The organism is Janibacter melonis (assembly GCF_003721155.3).
In the GTDB taxonomy this organism is placed as follows: domain Bacteria; phylum Actinomycetota; class Actinomycetes; order Actinomycetales; family Dermatophilaceae; genus Marihabitans; species Marihabitans melonis.
In genome coordinates, this window is the sequence record NZ_CP044548.2 from 3,380,998 (window position 1) to 3,395,831 (window position 14,834).

Consider the following 14,834-nt stretch of genomic DNA (forward strand, 5'->3'; position numbering starts at 1 on the left):
GGGTCGTCCCCCTTCGCCCGCCCGAGGTGCCGTCCGACGCGCCGGACGGGCAGGCCTCAGGAGGTGATGACGCGGACCTCGATGGTCTCGTCGAGCTCGCGCAGGCGCTGCTCGACGTCTCCGGGCAGGGAGCCGGCGAGGTCGGTGACGGCGTAGCCGTACTCGCCCCGCGTCGAGAGCTGCTGGCTGTCGATGTTCGCCCCGCCCTCGGAGAGCAGCGTGTTGACCCGGGCGAGGACGCCAGGGACGTTGCGGTGCAGGTGGAGGATGCGGGTGTCTCCGGGCGACTGCGTGAGCGCGACGGGGGGCACGTTGACCGACATCGTCGTCGCACCGGTGTGGGCGTAGTCGCGCAGCTTGCCGCTGACATAGCGCCCGATGTCGTACTGCGCCTCCTCGGTGGACCCGCCGACGTGCGGGGTGAGGATGACGTTCGGCAGACCCTGGAGGATCGAGACGAAGGGGTCGCCCGCCTTCTTCGGCTCCTCGGGGAAGACGTCGACCGCCGCGCCGGCGATGTGACCGCTCACGAGATGCTCGCGCAGGGCCTCGAGGTCGACGACGAAGCCGCGGCACAGGTTGAGGAAGAGGCTGCGCGGTCGCATCTGGGCGAACTGCTCGGCGCCGAAGACCCCGGCGTTGCCGTCGCGTCCGTCGACGTGGAGCGAGACCGTCTCGCAGGTCTCGAGCAGCTCCTCGAGGCTGTCGCAGCGACGCGCGTTGCCCAGCGGCAGCTTGTCGTCGACGTCGTAGTAGCTGACGTGCATGCCGAAGGCCTCGGCGATGACGGAGAGCTGGCTGCCGATGTTGCCGTAGCCGACGATCCCCAGGCTGCGTCCGCGGACCTCGTGCGCCCCCTTCGCCGACTTGTCCCAGACGCCCGCGTGGAGCGCGGAGTTCTTGTCGGTGAGGTGACGGGCCATCGCGATGATCTCCGCCATGGCGAGCTCGACGACGCTGCGCGTGTTGGAGAAGGGCGCGTTGAAGACGACGGTGCCGTGCGCGGCGGCCGCGTCGAGGTCGACCTGGTTGGTGCCGATGCAGAAGGCGCCGATGGCCCGCAGCTCCGGCCGGGCCTGGAGCACCTCCCGGGTGACCTGCGTCTTGCTGCGGATGCCGAGCATCTCCACGCCCTCCAGCGCGGAGATCAGCTCGGCCTCGTCGAGGGCGCCGGAGCGCGTCTCGACCTCGAAGCCGGCGTCGGTGAGCGCGGCGGTGGCGCACTCGTGGATGTTCTCGAGGAGCAGGACCTTCACGTCGCACGAGCCTAGATCGCCCGGGGAGGACGGTGCGCAGGGTGTACGCCACTCGGACGCGCGCACCCCGGCCCCCCGTGGTTAGGGTGAGCGCCATGAGGCTCCTGGGTGTCATCGGCGGCATGGGTTGGTCCGCGACGGCTGAGTACTACCGGCTGCTCAACGAAGGGGTGGAGGCGCGCCTGGGTGGTCTGCACAGCGCGCGGGTGCTCCTGCACAGCGTCGACTTCGCGCCGGTGACGGACTTCGAGCACGCCGGCGACTGGGACGGCATGGCCGAGGTCCTCGTCGACGCGGCCCGCTCGCTCGAGCGCGGGGGAGCGGAGGGCCTGCTCATCGCGGCGAACACGATGCACGCCGTCGCCGACCGGGTCTCGGCCGCGGTCGACATCCCGCTGCTCCACATCGCCGAGTCCGCCGCCCGGCGGGTCGAGGAGCAGCGCCAGAGCCGCGTGGGCCTGCTCGCCACGGCGACGACGATGGGCGCCGACTTCTACACGGGGCCGCTGTCGGCCCGCGGGCTCGAGGTGATCCTCCCCGAGGAGAGCGAGCGCCCCGAGGTCGACGCGCTCATCTACGACGAGCTCGTGCACGGCGTCATCAAGGACGCCTCGCGCAAGCGGGTGCGTCAGGTCATGGAGGGCATGGTCGACCGCGGCGCCGAGGCCGTCGTCCTCGCCGGCACCGAGCTCGGGCTGCTCATCGAGCCCGACGACTGCCCGGTGCCCCTGCACGACACGACGGAGATCCACGTCGCGGACGCGCTCGACTGGATGCTCGCCGGCTCCTGAGCGACCCGCACCGCGTCGAGGTGATCCCATGAGCCAGGGCTCGCCCCATCACCTCGACCGGGTCGGTGGCGTCACCAGGGGACGTCGATCTCCGGCTCGCCCTGGACGACGGTGATCTCCTGGCCGTCGAGCGCGACGACCTGGCCGGGGCGGATCTGGGCGCCGCGTCGCGTGTCGACCTCGCCGTCGACGCTCACCCGGCCCTCGCTGATGACCTCGCGGGCGGTGGCGCCGTCGTCGACGAGCCCGGCGAGCTTGAGCAGCTGGCCGAGCCGGATGACGTCGTCGCGGATGTAGACGGACTCGTGCGTGCTCACGCGGACCAGCGTAGGCGGGTCGGCGCGTGCCGCGGTCGCCGCCGGGTCAGCCGGCGAGGGCGGCGCGGGCGAGCTGGTGCTCGCGCTCGTCCTCGGTCATGCCGCCCCACACGCCGAAGGTCTCGCGGGTGGCGAGGGCATGCGCGCGGCAGGCCGCGATGACCGGGCAGGTCGCGCAGATCTCCTTGGCCGCCGTCTCGCGCAGCCGGCGGGCAGCCCCTCGCTCGCCCTCCGGGTGGTAGAAGACGTCGGTGTCGATGCTGCGGCACCGGCCCTCGTACTGCCACTCCCACAGGTCCGCCACCGGTCCTGGCAGGTGTCCTAGGTCGGCCATCGCGGTACCCCGTTCTGCTCTGCTGATCTAGGGCGGCCCTGGTCATGTCGACCCCTGGGCGGGCTGCCCTCGTGGCACGGAACGCTACGGAGAGGGCGCCCAGGTCCAACACCCCTCGACGTCAGGATTCGCCCAAGAAATCGGGGGTCTTCGTCAAGAGATGGTCATGCCGGGTTGCGGGTCGGCGCGATCGCGCTAGGGGCGACCGCCTCGCGGACGTCACGGGACCGCCCCGCGGACGTGGTCGAGCCCGGTCGTGGGGGTGTCCGGACCACCTGCCGACGCGGCCTAGACTTGTCCAATGGCTCTCGGCTCCTCCTCCGACCCTCGCCACGACGACCTCGCCGCCCAGGCGGCGGCGCAGGCGGACCCCTTCGCCAAGGTGGGGCTCACCTACGACGACGTGCTCCTCCTGCCCGGCTTCAGCGACCTGGCGCCCGACGAGCTGGACACGACGACGCGGCTGACCCGTGAGCTCTCGCTCAACGCGCCGCTGCTCTCCGCCGCGATGGACACCGTCACCGAGTCGCGGATGGCGATCGCCATGGCGCGCCAGGGCGGCATCGGCGTGCTGCACCGCAACCTCTCCATCGAGGACCAGGCCTACCAGGTCGACCTCGTCAAGCGCACCCAGACCGGGATGATCTCCAACCCGGTCGTCATCGGGCCCGACGCGACGCTCGAGGAGCTCGACCAGCGCTGCGGCGAGTACCGCGTCTCCGGGCTGCCGGTCGTCGACGAGGGCGAGCACCTCATCGGCATCATCACCAACCGCGACCTGCGCTTCACCCCCGTCGCCGAGTGGGCCACGACGCTCGTGCGCGACGTCATGACGAAGATGCCGCTCATCACCGCCCCCGTCGGCATCTCGCAGGAGGACGCGACGACGCTGCTGCGCCAGCACAAGCGCGAGCGCCTGCCGATCGTCGACGACGAGGGCCGTCTCGCCGGTCTCATCACCGTCAAGGACTTCGTCAAGAGCGAGCAGTTCCCCCTCGCGAGCAAGGACGCCGACGGCCGTCTGCTCGTCGGCGCCGCCATCGGCTACTTCGGCGACGCGTGGGAGCGCGCGACGACGCTCATCGAGGCCGGGGCCGACGTGCTCGTCGCCGACACCGCCCACGGCCACGTGCGGATGCTCCTCGAGATGGTCGGCCGCCTGAAGTCCGACCCGGCGACCCGTCACGTGCAGGTCATCGGCGGCAACGTCGCGACCCGTGAGGGCGCCCAGGCCTTCGTCGACGCGGGCGTCGACGCGGTCAAGGTCGGCGTCGGTCCGGGCTCGATCTGCACCACCCGCATCGTCACCGGTGTCGGCGCCCCGCAGATCACCGCGGTCTACGACGCCTCGCTCGCGTGCAAGCCGGCCGGCGTGCCGGTCATCGCCGACGGCGGCATGCAGCACAGCGGCGAGATCGCCAAGGCGATCGTCGCCGGCGCCGACTCGGTCATGGTGGGCTCGATGCTCGCCGGCTGCGAGGAGAGCCCCGGCGAGCTGATCTTCGTCAACGGCAAGCAGTACAAGTCCTACCGGGGCATGGGCAGCCTCGGCGCGATGAGCAGCCGCGGCAAGAAGTCCTTCTCCAAGGACCGGTACTTCCAGGCCGAGGTCGACAGCGACGACAAGCTCGTCCCCGAGGGTGTCGAGGGGCGTGTCGCCTACCGCGGCGCCGTCTCGGCGGTCACCCACCAGATGCTCGGCGGGCTGCGCCAGTCGATGTTCTACGTCGGCGCCCGCACGGTCTCCGAGCTGCAGGCGAAGGGGAAGTTCGTCCGGATCACCTCCGCCTCGCTCAAGGAGAGCCACCCGCACAACCTCCAGGGCATCGTCGAGGCGCCGAACTACTCCGCCCGCTGAGCCCGGCGCGCTGAGCGCGGCTCAGCCGACGAGGGCGTCCCGGTAGGAGCGCAGGACCGCGCCGCCGTCGGCGCTGCGGTCGACCGAGGTCGCCGCGAGCATCGCGGACACGATTGCCCGGGTCACGCAACGGGCCGCCTCGGTCTGCAGGACGACGAGGTCGAGCGGCGAGGGGGTGGGCCCCTCGCCGGTGGCGAGGGCGAAGACCGTGTCGCCGTCGAAGGCGGTGTGCACCGGTGAGATCGCCCGGGCCATGCCGTCGTGGGCGACCCGGGCGAGCATCGAGGCCGCGGGCTTGGTGAGCCTCGCGTCCGTCGCGACGACCGCGATCGTCGTCGCGGTGCCGGCCCGCAGGGCTGCCTGCTCCTGCTCGAGCCCGGACCAGTAGGCGCTGACCCGCTCGGGGTCGGGCACGGGCAGCTCGGCCGCGTCCTGCGGACCGAGCAGGTGAGCCCCGAGGAGCCTGCCGTCGGGCGCGACGGGGGAGCCGACGGCGTTGACCACGACGACAGCGGCGACGGTCGAGCCGTCGGCGAGGACGGCGCTCGCCGTGCCCACCCCGCCCTTGAGGCCCCCGGCGCGGGCCCCGGTGCCGGCGCCGACGACCCCTTCGTCCACCGGGCCGGTGGTCGCCGCGTCGTACGCGGCCCGGCCCTCTGCTGCCCCCGGGTGATGACCCCACACGCCCCCGCGGCCGAGGTCGAAGACGATGGCGCCGGGCACGATCGGCACGACCTCGCCGGGGCCCGGGCCCGCCGGCCACCCCCGCCCGTCGGCGAGCAGGCCGGCGCTCACGCCGTCGCAGGCGGCCAGGCCGAGGGCGCTGCCCCCGCCGAGGACGACCGCGTCGACGAGGTCGACGGTGTGGCGGGGGTCGAGCAGGTCGGTCTCACGGGTGCCGGGGCCGCCGCCGCGCACGTCGACCCCGCCGACGGTGCCGACGGGGGGCACGACGACGGTCGTGCCGGTGAGCCAGCCCGGCTCGTCACGGGTCGCGTGGCCGACGCGCACGCCGGGCACGTCGGTGATGGCGTCGAGCGGGCCGGCGGGGGCGAGGTCCATGCGCCCAGCATGCTCGACGGCTGGTTGACTGCCGGGCATGGCGAGCCCCGACATCACCGGCATCCGCGTCCTCGACGGTCACAACGACCTCCCGTGGCACCACCGCGAGATCGCCGGGTACGACCTCGACCGCTGCGACATCGCGCTCGAGCAGCCCGAGCTGCACACCGACCTGCCGCGGATGCGCGCGGGCGGGCTCGCGGCCCAGCTGTGGTCGGTCTGGGTGCCCTGCGAGCTGCCGGGCGAGGCCGCGGTGACCGCGACCCACGAGCAGGTCGACTTCGTCGAGGCCATGTGCGCGCGCTACGAGGAGATGGAGCTCGCCCGCACGGCCGCCGACGTCGAGCGGGTGTGGGAGCAGGGGCGTCACGCGGCGCTGCTCGGCATGGAGGGCGGGCACAGCATCGACGGGTCGCTCGAGCACCTCGCGGCCTTCGCCGCCCGCGGCGTGCGCTACATGACCCTCACGCACAACGACAACACCGCGTGGGCGGACTCCGCGACCGACGAGCGCGTCCACGGCGGCCTCACCGACTTCGGGCGCGAGGTCGTGCGCACGATGAACGCCCTCGGCGTCGCCGTCGACCTCAGCCACGTGAGCGCCGAGACCATGCACCACGCGCTCGACGAGACGAGCCGGCCGGTCCTCTTCAGCCACAGCAACGCGCTCGCGCTGTGCTCCCACCCTCGCAACGTGCCCGACGACGTCCTCGAGCGGATGCCCGGGAACGGCGGGGTCGTCATGGCGAACTTCGTGCCGTACTTCCTGCGCGAGGACTGGGCGCAGTGGCGGCTCGGGGGCTTCAAGGGCAAGGCGCCGGCGCCGGCGACCGCGGCGGACGTCGTCGCGCACCTCGAGCACCTGCGCGAGGTCGTCGGCATCGAGCACGTCGGTCTCGGCGGCGACTTCGACGGCGTCGACGTGCTGCCCGCCGATCTCGGCGACGTCTCGCGCTACCCCCACCTGCTCGGTGCGCTCGCCGAGCGCGGGTGGTCACGGGCCGACCTCGAGGCGCTCGCCCACGGCAACGCCCTGCGCGTCCTGCGCGACACCGAGGTCTGACGCGGGGCGCGGTCGTGCACGCAGGCCTGACGCAGCTACTCGGCAGTAACGGGACTCCTGGTGCGGTTGCCCCGGCATGGGGAGGGCCAGGCACTCACGGGTCCCGTTGCTGACGGGTCACCACGCACGACGAAGGGGCGACGCACCGTGGTGCGTCGCCCCTCGTCGGACGTGGCGTCAGCTCACCGGGGGCGGCGGCGTCTGCGAGGAGGGCGGGGGCGTCGTGCCCGGGGCGGGAGGTGCGGTGGTGGTGCCACCGCGGTGCCCGCCGCCGACCGCGCCCTTCGCCTTGCCGGTCGCCGAGGTGATCTGGCGCGAGTACTTGCCCTTGGTGCCCTTGTCGACGGCGGCGCCCGCCTTGTCGATGTAGGCGCCGGCCTTGTCGGGGTTGTTCTTCGCCCACTGACGGGCGGCCTCAGCCGCCGTGGCGAGCACTGTAATCCTGCCGAGCCTGGCCATGGTCTTCTCCTTCGGGTCGAGGACGCTTCGTCCATGTGTAACGCAGCGGTGCGCCCGATTGCTCCCCGCGCACCCGCCCATCGGGCTACCCGTACGCTGACGGGGTGAACGAGATCGAGATCGGGCGAGGCAAGCGCGGCCGTCGGGCCTACTCCTTCGACGACATCGCGGTGACCCCCACGCGGCGCACGCGCGACCCGGAGGAGGTCTCGCTGGACTGGCAGATCGACGCCTACCACTTCGAGATGCCGGTCATCGCCGCGCCGATGGACTCGGTGATGTCGCCGGCCACCGCGATCGCCCTCGGCAAGCACGGCGGGCTGCCCGTCCTCGACCTCGAAGGGGTGTGGACCCGCTACGAGGACCCGGAGCCGGTCCTCGCCGAGATCGCCACCCTCGACCCCGCCGTCGCGACGGCGCGGATGCAGGAGATCTACTCCGCCGAGATCGTCCCCGAGCTCATCACCGAGCGGCTGCGCGAGATCCGCGAGGCCGGCGTGACCGTCGCCGGCGCGCTCAGCCCGCAGCGCACCCAGCAGCACTGGCGCACCGTCGTCGAGGCCGGGGTCGACCTCTTCGTCATCCGCGGCACGACCGTCTCGGCCGAGCACGTGAGCAGCCGGGCCGAGCCGCTCAACCTCAAGCGCTTCATCTACGAGCTCGACGTCCCCGTCATCGTCGGCGGCGCGGGCAGCTACACGGCGGCCCTGCACCTCATGCGCACCGGTGCGGCCGGCGTGCTCGTCGGCTTCGGCGGGGGAGCGGCCCACACGACCCGGCAGACCCTCGGCATCCACGCGCCAATGGCCAGCGCCGTCGCCGACGTCGCCGCCGCCCGCCGCGACTACCTCGACGAGTCCGGCGGCCGGTACGTGCACGTCATCGCCGACGGCGGCCTGGGCACGAGCGGCGACATCGTCAAGGCGATCGCCGTGGGCGCCGACGCCGTCATGCTCGGCGCCGCGCTGGCGCGCGCGACCGACGCCCCCGGCCGCGGCTACCACTGGGGCGCCGAGGCCCACCACGGCGAGCTGCCCCGCGGCTCGCGGGTCGAGGTCGGCTCCGTCGCGAACCTCGAGGAGGTCCTCTTCGGGCCGAGCCGCCACTCCGACGGCACGACGAACCTCATGGGCGCCCTGCGCCGCGCGATGGCGACGACCGGGTACACCGACGTCAAGGAGCTGCAGCGGATCGGCGTCGTCGTCGCCCCGCACCAGCCGAGCTGACCCCCCTTCGTCCCGGCCCATGCCGGCTGGCGTACAAAACCCTGCTGGCTGCCCTTCGACGTGCCAGGACCCTTTCGACAGGGTCCTGGCACATCAAGAGGCAGCCGGCAGGGTTTTGTCGCCCTCGGGCCGGTGCGGGTGAGCAGAGCCACAGGCGCGAGCGTGGCGACGGCATTACCGTGGAGTAATGACGTCCGAGATCATCGCCGATCCCGAGCTCGACCCCACCGCGGCCTACGCCGTCGACCCGGCACGAGCCCGCCGCCTCTCCGCACGCGTCGTCGCGGCGCCGCGCGCGCAGACCTTCACGCGGACCTCGCCGATGACCGGTGCGCCGCTGGCGGCCCTGCCGATCTCGACCCCCGAGGACGTCGCCCGGGCCTTCGCGTCCGCGCGCGCGGCCCAGCCGCGGTGGGCGGCGACGACGCACGACGACCGCCGGCGGGTCATGCGCCGCTTCCACGACCTCGTCCTCGAGCGTCAGGTCGAGCTGCTCGACCTCGTCCAGCTCGAGGCGGGCAAGGCGCGCCTCCACGCCTTCGAGGAGGTCCTCGACTGCGCGATCGCCGCCCGTCACTACGCCGCGCGGGCGGAGAGCTACCTCGCGCCGACCCGCCACCTCGGCGCCCTGCCGCTGCTCAGCCAGGCGCGCACCCTGCACCACCCGAAGGGCGTCGTCGGCATCGTCTCGCCGTGGAACTACCCGCTGAGCCTGGCCGTCACCGACGCGATCCCCGCGCTCATGGCGGGCAACGCCGTCGTCCTGCGCCCTGACGAGCAGGGCTCGCTCACCGCGCTCGCCGGCGTCGAGCTGCTCCGCGAGGCCGGGCTGCCCGACGGCGTCCTCCAGGTCGTCCTCGGGCCGGGCGGGTCGACCGGGCAGGCCGTCGTCGACGCCGGCGACTACGTCTGCTTCACCGGGTCGACGGCGACCGGTCGCTCCGTCGCGCGCTCGGCCGCCGAGCGCCTCGTGTCCTACAGCCTCGAGCTGGGCGGCAAGAACTCCGTCTACGTCGCCGACGACGCCGATCTCGACCGGGCCGTCGAGGGAGCGGTGCGGGCGTGCTTCTCCTCCGCCGGCCAGCTGTGCATCTCGGCCGAGCGCGTCCTCGTCCACGACGGCATCTACGACCGCTTCGTGCCCGCCTTCGTGGAGGCGGTCCGCGCGCTGCGCCTCGGCACCTCGCTCGAGTACGGCTACGACATGGGCAGCCTCGTCTCGCAGGCCCAGCTCGACACCGTCACCGAGCACGTGCGCGACGCCGTGGCGAAGGGGGCTCGCGTCCTCGCCGGCGGGTCCGCCCGGCCCGACGTCGGCCCCTTCGTCTTCGAGCCGACCGTCCTCGACGGGGTGACCTCGGCGATGACCTGCCGCGACGAGGAGACCTTCGGGCCGCTCGTCTCGCTCTACCGCGTGGCCGACGACGACGCGGCGGTCGCGCTCGCCAACGACACCGACTACGGCCTCAACGCCTCGGTGTGGACGCGTGACGTGCGCCGCGGGCGCGCGGTCGCCGCGCGGATCCGCACCGGCACGGTCAACGTCAACGAGGCCTACGCCGCCGCCTGGGCGTCGATGGGTGCCCCGATGGGCGGCATGAAGGACTCCGGTGTCGGCCGCCGGCACGGCGCCGAGGGGATCCTCAAGTACACCGAGAGCCAGAACGTCACGGCCCAGCACGTCCTGCCGATCGCGCCGTCGATGGGGCTGGACCAGCGCCGGTACGCGAAGGTCATGACGCTCGGGCTGCGCGCGCTGAAGTCGGTGGGGCTGTCGTGAGCGCCCTCGAGAGCGCGGCCGACCGCGCGGCCGGCCCCGCCGTCGAGCCCGATGTCGACGTCCTCGTCGTCGGGTCCGGCTTCGGCGGGTCCGTCGCCGCGCTGCGGCTCGCCGAGAAGGGCTACTCCGTCCTCGTCCTCGAGGCCGGACGCCGCTTCGCGGACGAGGACTTCGCCCGCACGAGCTGGGACCTGAAGAACTTCCTCTGGGCGCCCCGCCTCGGGTGCTACGGGGTGCAGCGCATCCACCTCCTCAAGGACGTGATGATCCTCGCCGGGGCAGGCGTCGGGGGCGGCTCGCTCAACTACGCCAACACCCTCTACGTGCCGCCGCGGGCCTTCTTCGAGGACCGGCAGTGGGGGCACATCACCGACTGGGAGGCCGAGCTCGCGCCGCACTACGCGACAGGGCAGAGCATGCTCGGCGTCGTCACCAACCCCTGCGACGGGCCCGTCGAGCAGGCCATGCGCGACGCCGCGCACGACCTCGGGGTCGGCGACACCTTCCGCAAGACCCCCGTCGGGGTCCTCTTCGGCGAGGGCAACCGGCCGCAGGAGCAGGGCCGCACGATCCCCGACCCGTACTTCGGCGGCGCCGGGCCGCAGCGCACGACGTGCACCGAGTGCGGCAACTGCATGGTCGGCTGCCGGGTCGGCGCGAAGAACACCCTCGTGAAGAACTACCTCGCCCTCGCCGAGGGCCTCGGGGCGCGGGTGACCCCCCTTCGCACGGTGACCCGGCTCGGTCTCGTGCCCGGCGGCGAAGGGGGGACCCCCACCTACCGCGTGCGCCACGAGGCGACCGACGACCGGGGCGACCGCTCGGCGCGGGTCACCACCGCCCGCCACGTCGTCCTCGCGGCGGGCACGTGGGGGACCCAGCACCTGCTGCACGAGATGCGCGCCGAGGGCGAGCTGAGCGCGACGAGCGACCGGGTCGGCGAGCTGACCCGCACGAACTCCGAGGCCCTCGTCGGGGCGCTCGCGGCGACCCCGCCGACGGGCGAGCACGACCTCACCCGCGGCGTCGCGATCACGAGCTCCTTCCACCCCGACGCGGACACGCACGTCGAGAACTGCCGCTACGGGCGGGGCTCGGACGCGATGGGTCTGCTGACGACCCTCCTCGCCCCGCCGCGCACCGGGCGCACGCCCCGGTGGCTGCGGCTGCTCGCCGAGCTGCCCCGCAACCTGCCCGCGCTGCGGGCCTGGGCGCCGCCCGGCACCCACTTCGCCGACTCGACGGTCATCGGTCTCGTCATGCAGTCGCTGGACAACTCGCTGACGACCTCGCTGACGACGAAGGGGGGCCGTCGCCGGCTCACCTCGACGCAGGGTCACGGAGAGCCCAACCCGACGTACATCGAGGCCGGGCATCGCGGCATCCGGGCGCTGGCTCACCGCCTCTCCGAGCGCATCGGCATCCCCTTCTACCCGGGGGGCACGTGGAGCGAGGCCTTCGACATCCCGCTCACCGCGCACTTCCTCGGCGGGGCGCCGATCGGCGACACGGCGCAGTCGGGCGTCCTCGACCCTTACCACCGGCTGTGGGGCTACCCCGGGATCAGCGTCGTCGACGGCTCCGCGGTGAGCGCCAACCTCGGGGTCAACCCCTCGCTGACGATCACGGCGCAGGCCGAGCGGGCCTTCGCGCTGTGGCCCAACCGCGGCGAGGACGACCCGCGACCGGCCCAGGGCGAGGGCTACCGCCGGCTCGACCCGGTGCCCGCGCGCACCCCGGCCGTCACCGCCTTCACCCACGTCGAGTCGCGCCAGGTCGACCTCGGCATGCCCCCGGTCGCGCCCCCGCCGGAGGAGGTCGACGTCGTCGGCCCCGCCGACGACTGGCGCACCGCGAGCGTCTGAGCCCGTGCAGGGAGCCCTCAGGGGCGGGACGTAACCTGGGCGGGTGCTCAGGACCGCGACCCGCCCGAAGTGGCTGGGTCTGCTGGTCCTCGCGCTCCTCGGTGCCGCGCTCGCCGTGACCGCCGGGCGCTGGCAGTGGGCCGTCGCCCACGACCGGGCCCGCGAGGAGGCCGTGCGCGAGGTGCAGGAGCGTCCCGTCGAGCCGATCGCCGACGTCATCGCGCCCCACGAGGGCTTCCCCGACGACGGGTCCGGCCAGCGCGTCGACGTCACCGGCGAGTACGAGCCCGGCAGCGGCTTCGTCGTCGTCGGCCGGCTGCTCGACGGGCGCGAGGGCGGCTGGGCCGTCGAGCGGCTCGTCGTCGAGCAGACCGGGGCCAACCTGCCCGTCGTGCGCGGCTGGCTGCCGAAGGGGGAGGAGCCCCCGGCGCCCCCGACCGGCACCGTCGACGTCGTCGCCTCGCTCGCCCCGGGCGAGGCCCCCGACACCGCGACCGGGCTCGCCCCCGGCACCGCCTCGACCGTCGATCTCGCCGCCCTCGTCAACGACTGGCCGGGCGAGCTGTACAACGGCTTCGGCTTCGTCGTCGACGAGCGCGACGGGTCCGTCGCCACCCCGCCCGACGGGCTGGAGCGGGTGCCCCCGCCCCTGCCCGACACCTCGCTGGACTGGCGCAACGCCAGCTATGCGGCCCAGTGGTACGTCATCGCCGCCTTCGTCATCTGGATGTGGTGGCGGATGATGCGTCAGGAGGCCCGACGCGACGAGACGCCCGCGCAGGAGCGCGCGGTCGTGCAGACAGGAGAGTCATGACCCAGACGAGCAGGACCGGCACCGGGGCGAGCCCCCGCCAGGTCGCGAGCGCGCTGTCCTTCTTCCGGGTGAGCGCGATCGTCGCCGGTCTGGCGATGTTCGTCCTCATCCTCGAGATGGTCCTCAAGTACGGCATGGGCAACGACGTGCTCACGTGGTGGAGCCCCGTCCACGGCCTGATCTTCATGGTCTTCGCCGCGGCGACGGCCAACCTCGGTCTCAAGGTGGGCTGGGGGATCGGGCGGATGGTCGCGATCCTCCTCCTCGCGTGCATCCCCTTCGTCGCCTTCGTCGAGGAGCGCCGCGTCGTGCGCGAGGTCGCGCCACTCACCAGCTGAGCACACCCCCTTCGGGTGGACGAGCGGGCGAAGGGGGCGCGAGACGCACCCTCTCGCCCCGGTAACCTGGGCGCGTGACGGAATCGCTGAAGCAGCACCCTGTCCTCGTCGTCGACTTCGGCGCCCAGTACGCCCAGCTCATCGCCCGTCGGGTGCGTGAGGCGAAGGTCTACAGCGAGGTCGTCCCCCACGAGACGAGCGCCGCCGACCTCCTCGCGAAGGAGCCGGCCGCGATCATCCTCTCGGGCGGCCCGAGCTCGGTGTACGAGGAGGGCGCGCCCGAGCTGCAGGCCGAGCTGCTCGAGGCCGGGGTCCCCGTCTTCGGCATGTGCTACGGCTTCCAGTCGATGGTCCAGGCCCTCGGCGGGACCGTCGAGCGCACCGGGCTGCGCGAGTACGGCAGCACCCGGGCGCGCATCGCCGACCGCGAGTCCACGCTCTTCAACGGCCAGCCCGAGGACCAGTCGGTGTGGATGAGCCACGGCGACTCGGTCATCGAGGCGCCCGAGGGCATGCGGGTCACCGCGACGACCTCCGGCGCCCCCGTCGCCGCCTTCGAGGACGACGAGCGCCGTCTCTACGGCGTGCAGTGGCACCCCGAGGTCATGCACTCGACCTTCGGGCAGCGAGTCCTCGAGAACTTCCTCCTGCGCGGCGCCGGTCTCTCCGCCGACTGGACCGCCAGCAACGTCGTCGACGACCAGGTCGCGGCGATCCGCGAGCAGGTCGGCGAGGACCGCGTGCTGTGCGCGCTCTCCGGTGGTGTCGACTCCTCCGTCGCGGCCGCGCTCGTCCAGCGCGCCGTCGGCGACCAGCTGACGTGCGTCTTCGTCGACCACGGCCTGCTGCGCCAGGGCGAGGCCGAGCAGGTCGAGCAGGAGTTCGTCGCGGCGACGGGGGTCGACCTCGTCGTCGTCGACGCCAAGGAGCAGTTCCTCGGTGCCCTCGCCGGGGTCACCGAGCCCGAGGCGAAGCGCAAGATCATCGGCCGAGAGTTCATCCGGGTCTTCGAGCAGGCCGCCCGCGACGTCGTCGAGGACCGCGGAGACGCCGAGCACCCCGTGAAGTGGCTCGTCCAGGGCACGCTCTACCCCGACGTCGTCGAGTCCGGCGGCGGCTCGGGCGCGGCGAACATCAAGAGCCACCACAACGTCGGCGGGCTGCCCGACGACCTGCAGTTCAGCCTCGTCGAGCCGCTGCGCGCGCTCTTCAAGGACGAGGTGCGCCAGGTCGGCCGCGAGCTCGGCGTCCCCGACCCGATCGTCGACCGCCAGCCCTTCCCCGGGCCCGGTCTGGGCATCCGCATCATCGGCGAGGTCACCGAGACCAACCTCGACATCCTGCGTCGGGCCGACGCGATCGCCCGCGAGGAGCTGACGCAGGCCGGTCTCGACAAGGAGATCTGGCAGTGCCCCGTCGTGCTGCTCGCCGACGTGCGCTCCGTCGGCGTCCAGGGCGACGGCCGGACCTACGGCCACCCGGTCGTCCTGCGTCCGGTCTCCTCCGAGGACGCGATGACCGCCGACTGGACCCGCGTCCCCTACGACGTGCTCGCCCAGATCTCCACCCGCATCACCAACGAGGTCGAAGAGGTCAACCGGGTCGTCCTCGACGTCACGAGCAAGCCGCCGGGCACCATCGAGTGGGAGTGAGCGCGGCGCCGCGCCGGGT

At 73.1% G+C, this 14,834-nt stretch carries 14 protein-coding genes; 9 read left to right on the forward strand and 5 right to left on the reverse strand.

The window, feature by feature from the left end; all coding sequences use genetic code 11:
• Positions 1-56 precede the first annotated feature (56 nt).
• A complete protein-coding gene (gene serA / locus EEW87_RS16295; RefSeq protein WP_123091202.1) occupies positions 57-1,256 on the reverse strand; it encodes a phosphoglycerate dehydrogenase in 1,200 nt (399 codons plus the stop codon).
• Between the two features lie 95 nt (positions 1,257-1,351).
• Between serA and EEW87_RS16300 the strand changes: the two genes are divergently transcribed.
• Positions 1,352-2,047 (forward strand): aspartate/glutamate racemase family protein, encoded by a 696-nt coding sequence (locus EEW87_RS16300; protein WP_123091201.1) that lies wholly within the window; start codon positions 1,352-1,354, stop codon positions 2,045-2,047.
• 71 nt (positions 2,048-2,118) lie between these two features.
• Here the strand turns inward: EEW87_RS16300 and EEW87_RS16305 are convergent, their stop codons facing one another.
• Together EEW87_RS16305 and EEW87_RS16310 are read right to left on the reverse strand one after the other, a co-directional pair.
• The gene (locus EEW87_RS16305; protein ID WP_123091200.1) at positions 2,119-2,364 is read right to left on the reverse strand and encodes an RNA-binding S4 domain-containing protein; all 246 of its coding nucleotides are present in this window, start codon (positions 2,362-2,364) and stop codon (positions 2,119-2,121) included.
• A gap of 46 nt (positions 2,365-2,410) precedes the next feature.
• The gene (locus tag EEW87_RS16310; RefSeq protein ID WP_068273287.1) at positions 2,411-2,698 is read right to left on the reverse strand and encodes a WhiB family transcriptional regulator; all 288 of its coding nucleotides are present in this window, start codon (positions 2,696-2,698) and stop codon (positions 2,411-2,413) included.
• Between the two features lie 301 nt (positions 2,699-2,999).
• Between EEW87_RS16310 and guaB the strand changes: the two genes are divergently transcribed.
• Positions 3,000-4,556, forward strand: coding sequence for an IMP dehydrogenase (gene guaB / locus EEW87_RS16315; RefSeq protein WP_123091199.1), 1,557 nt, complete (start codon positions 3,000-3,002; stop codon positions 4,554-4,556).
• A gap of 21 nt (positions 4,557-4,577) precedes the next feature.
• On the opposite strand, the gene EEW87_RS16320 is transcribed toward guaB, so the two are convergent.
• A complete protein-coding gene (locus EEW87_RS16320; RefSeq protein WP_225985053.1) occupies positions 4,578-5,618 on the reverse strand; it encodes a P1 family peptidase in 1,041 nt (346 codons plus the stop codon).
• 37 nt (positions 5,619-5,655) lie between these two features.
• On the opposite strand from EEW87_RS16320, the gene EEW87_RS16325 reads away from it, so the two are divergent.
• On the forward strand, positions 5,656-6,681 hold the full coding sequence (locus EEW87_RS16325) for a dipeptidase (protein ID WP_123091197.1): 1,026 nt from the start codon (positions 5,656-5,658) through the stop codon (positions 6,679-6,681).
• 177 nt (positions 6,682-6,858) lie between these two features.
• On the opposite strand, the gene EEW87_RS16330 is transcribed toward EEW87_RS16325, so the two are convergent.
• Positions 6,859-7,116 (reverse strand): antitoxin, encoded by a 258-nt coding sequence (locus EEW87_RS16330; RefSeq protein WP_205473748.1) that lies wholly within the window; start codon positions 7,114-7,116, stop codon positions 6,859-6,861.
• Between the two features lie 128 nt (positions 7,117-7,244).
• On the opposite strand from EEW87_RS16330, the gene EEW87_RS16335 reads away from it, so the two are divergent.
• From EEW87_RS16335 to guaA, 6 genes are all read left to right on the forward strand, one after another.
• On the forward strand, positions 7,245-8,366 hold the full coding sequence (locus tag EEW87_RS16335; protein WP_068273296.1) for a GuaB3 family IMP dehydrogenase-related protein: 1,122 nt from the start codon (positions 7,245-7,247) through the stop codon (positions 8,364-8,366).
• 187 nt (positions 8,367-8,553) lie between these two features.
• Positions 8,554-10,146 carry a succinic semialdehyde dehydrogenase gene (locus EEW87_RS16340; protein WP_123091196.1) on the forward strand — a complete coding sequence of 531 codons (1,593 nt, stop codon included), beginning with the start codon at positions 8,554-8,556 and terminating at the stop codon, positions 10,144-10,146.
• A complete protein-coding gene (locus EEW87_RS16345) occupies positions 10,143-12,011 on the forward strand; it encodes a GMC oxidoreductase (protein WP_123091195.1) in 1,869 nt (622 codons plus the stop codon). The genes EEW87_RS16340 and EEW87_RS16345 overlap by 4 nt, the downstream gene beginning before the upstream one ends.
• A gap of 43 nt (positions 12,012-12,054) precedes the next feature.
• On the forward strand, positions 12,055-12,825 hold the full coding sequence (locus EEW87_RS16350; RefSeq protein WP_123091194.1) for an SURF1 family protein: 771 nt from the start codon (positions 12,055-12,057) through the stop codon (positions 12,823-12,825).
• Positions 12,822-13,163, forward strand: a complete 342-nt coding sequence (locus EEW87_RS16355; protein ID WP_068273305.1) for a DUF3817 domain-containing protein — start codon at positions 12,822-12,824, stop codon at positions 13,161-13,163. Before EEW87_RS16350 ends, EEW87_RS16355 begins: the two co-directional genes overlap by 4 nt.
• Positions 13,164-13,237: 74 nt before the next feature.
• Positions 13,238-14,815: a glutamine-hydrolyzing GMP synthase gene (gene guaA / locus EEW87_RS16360; protein ID WP_068273307.1), complete on the forward strand. Its 1,578-nt coding sequence runs from the start codon at positions 13,238-13,240 to the stop codon at positions 14,813-14,815.
• Positions 14,816-14,834 lie beyond the last annotated feature (19 nt).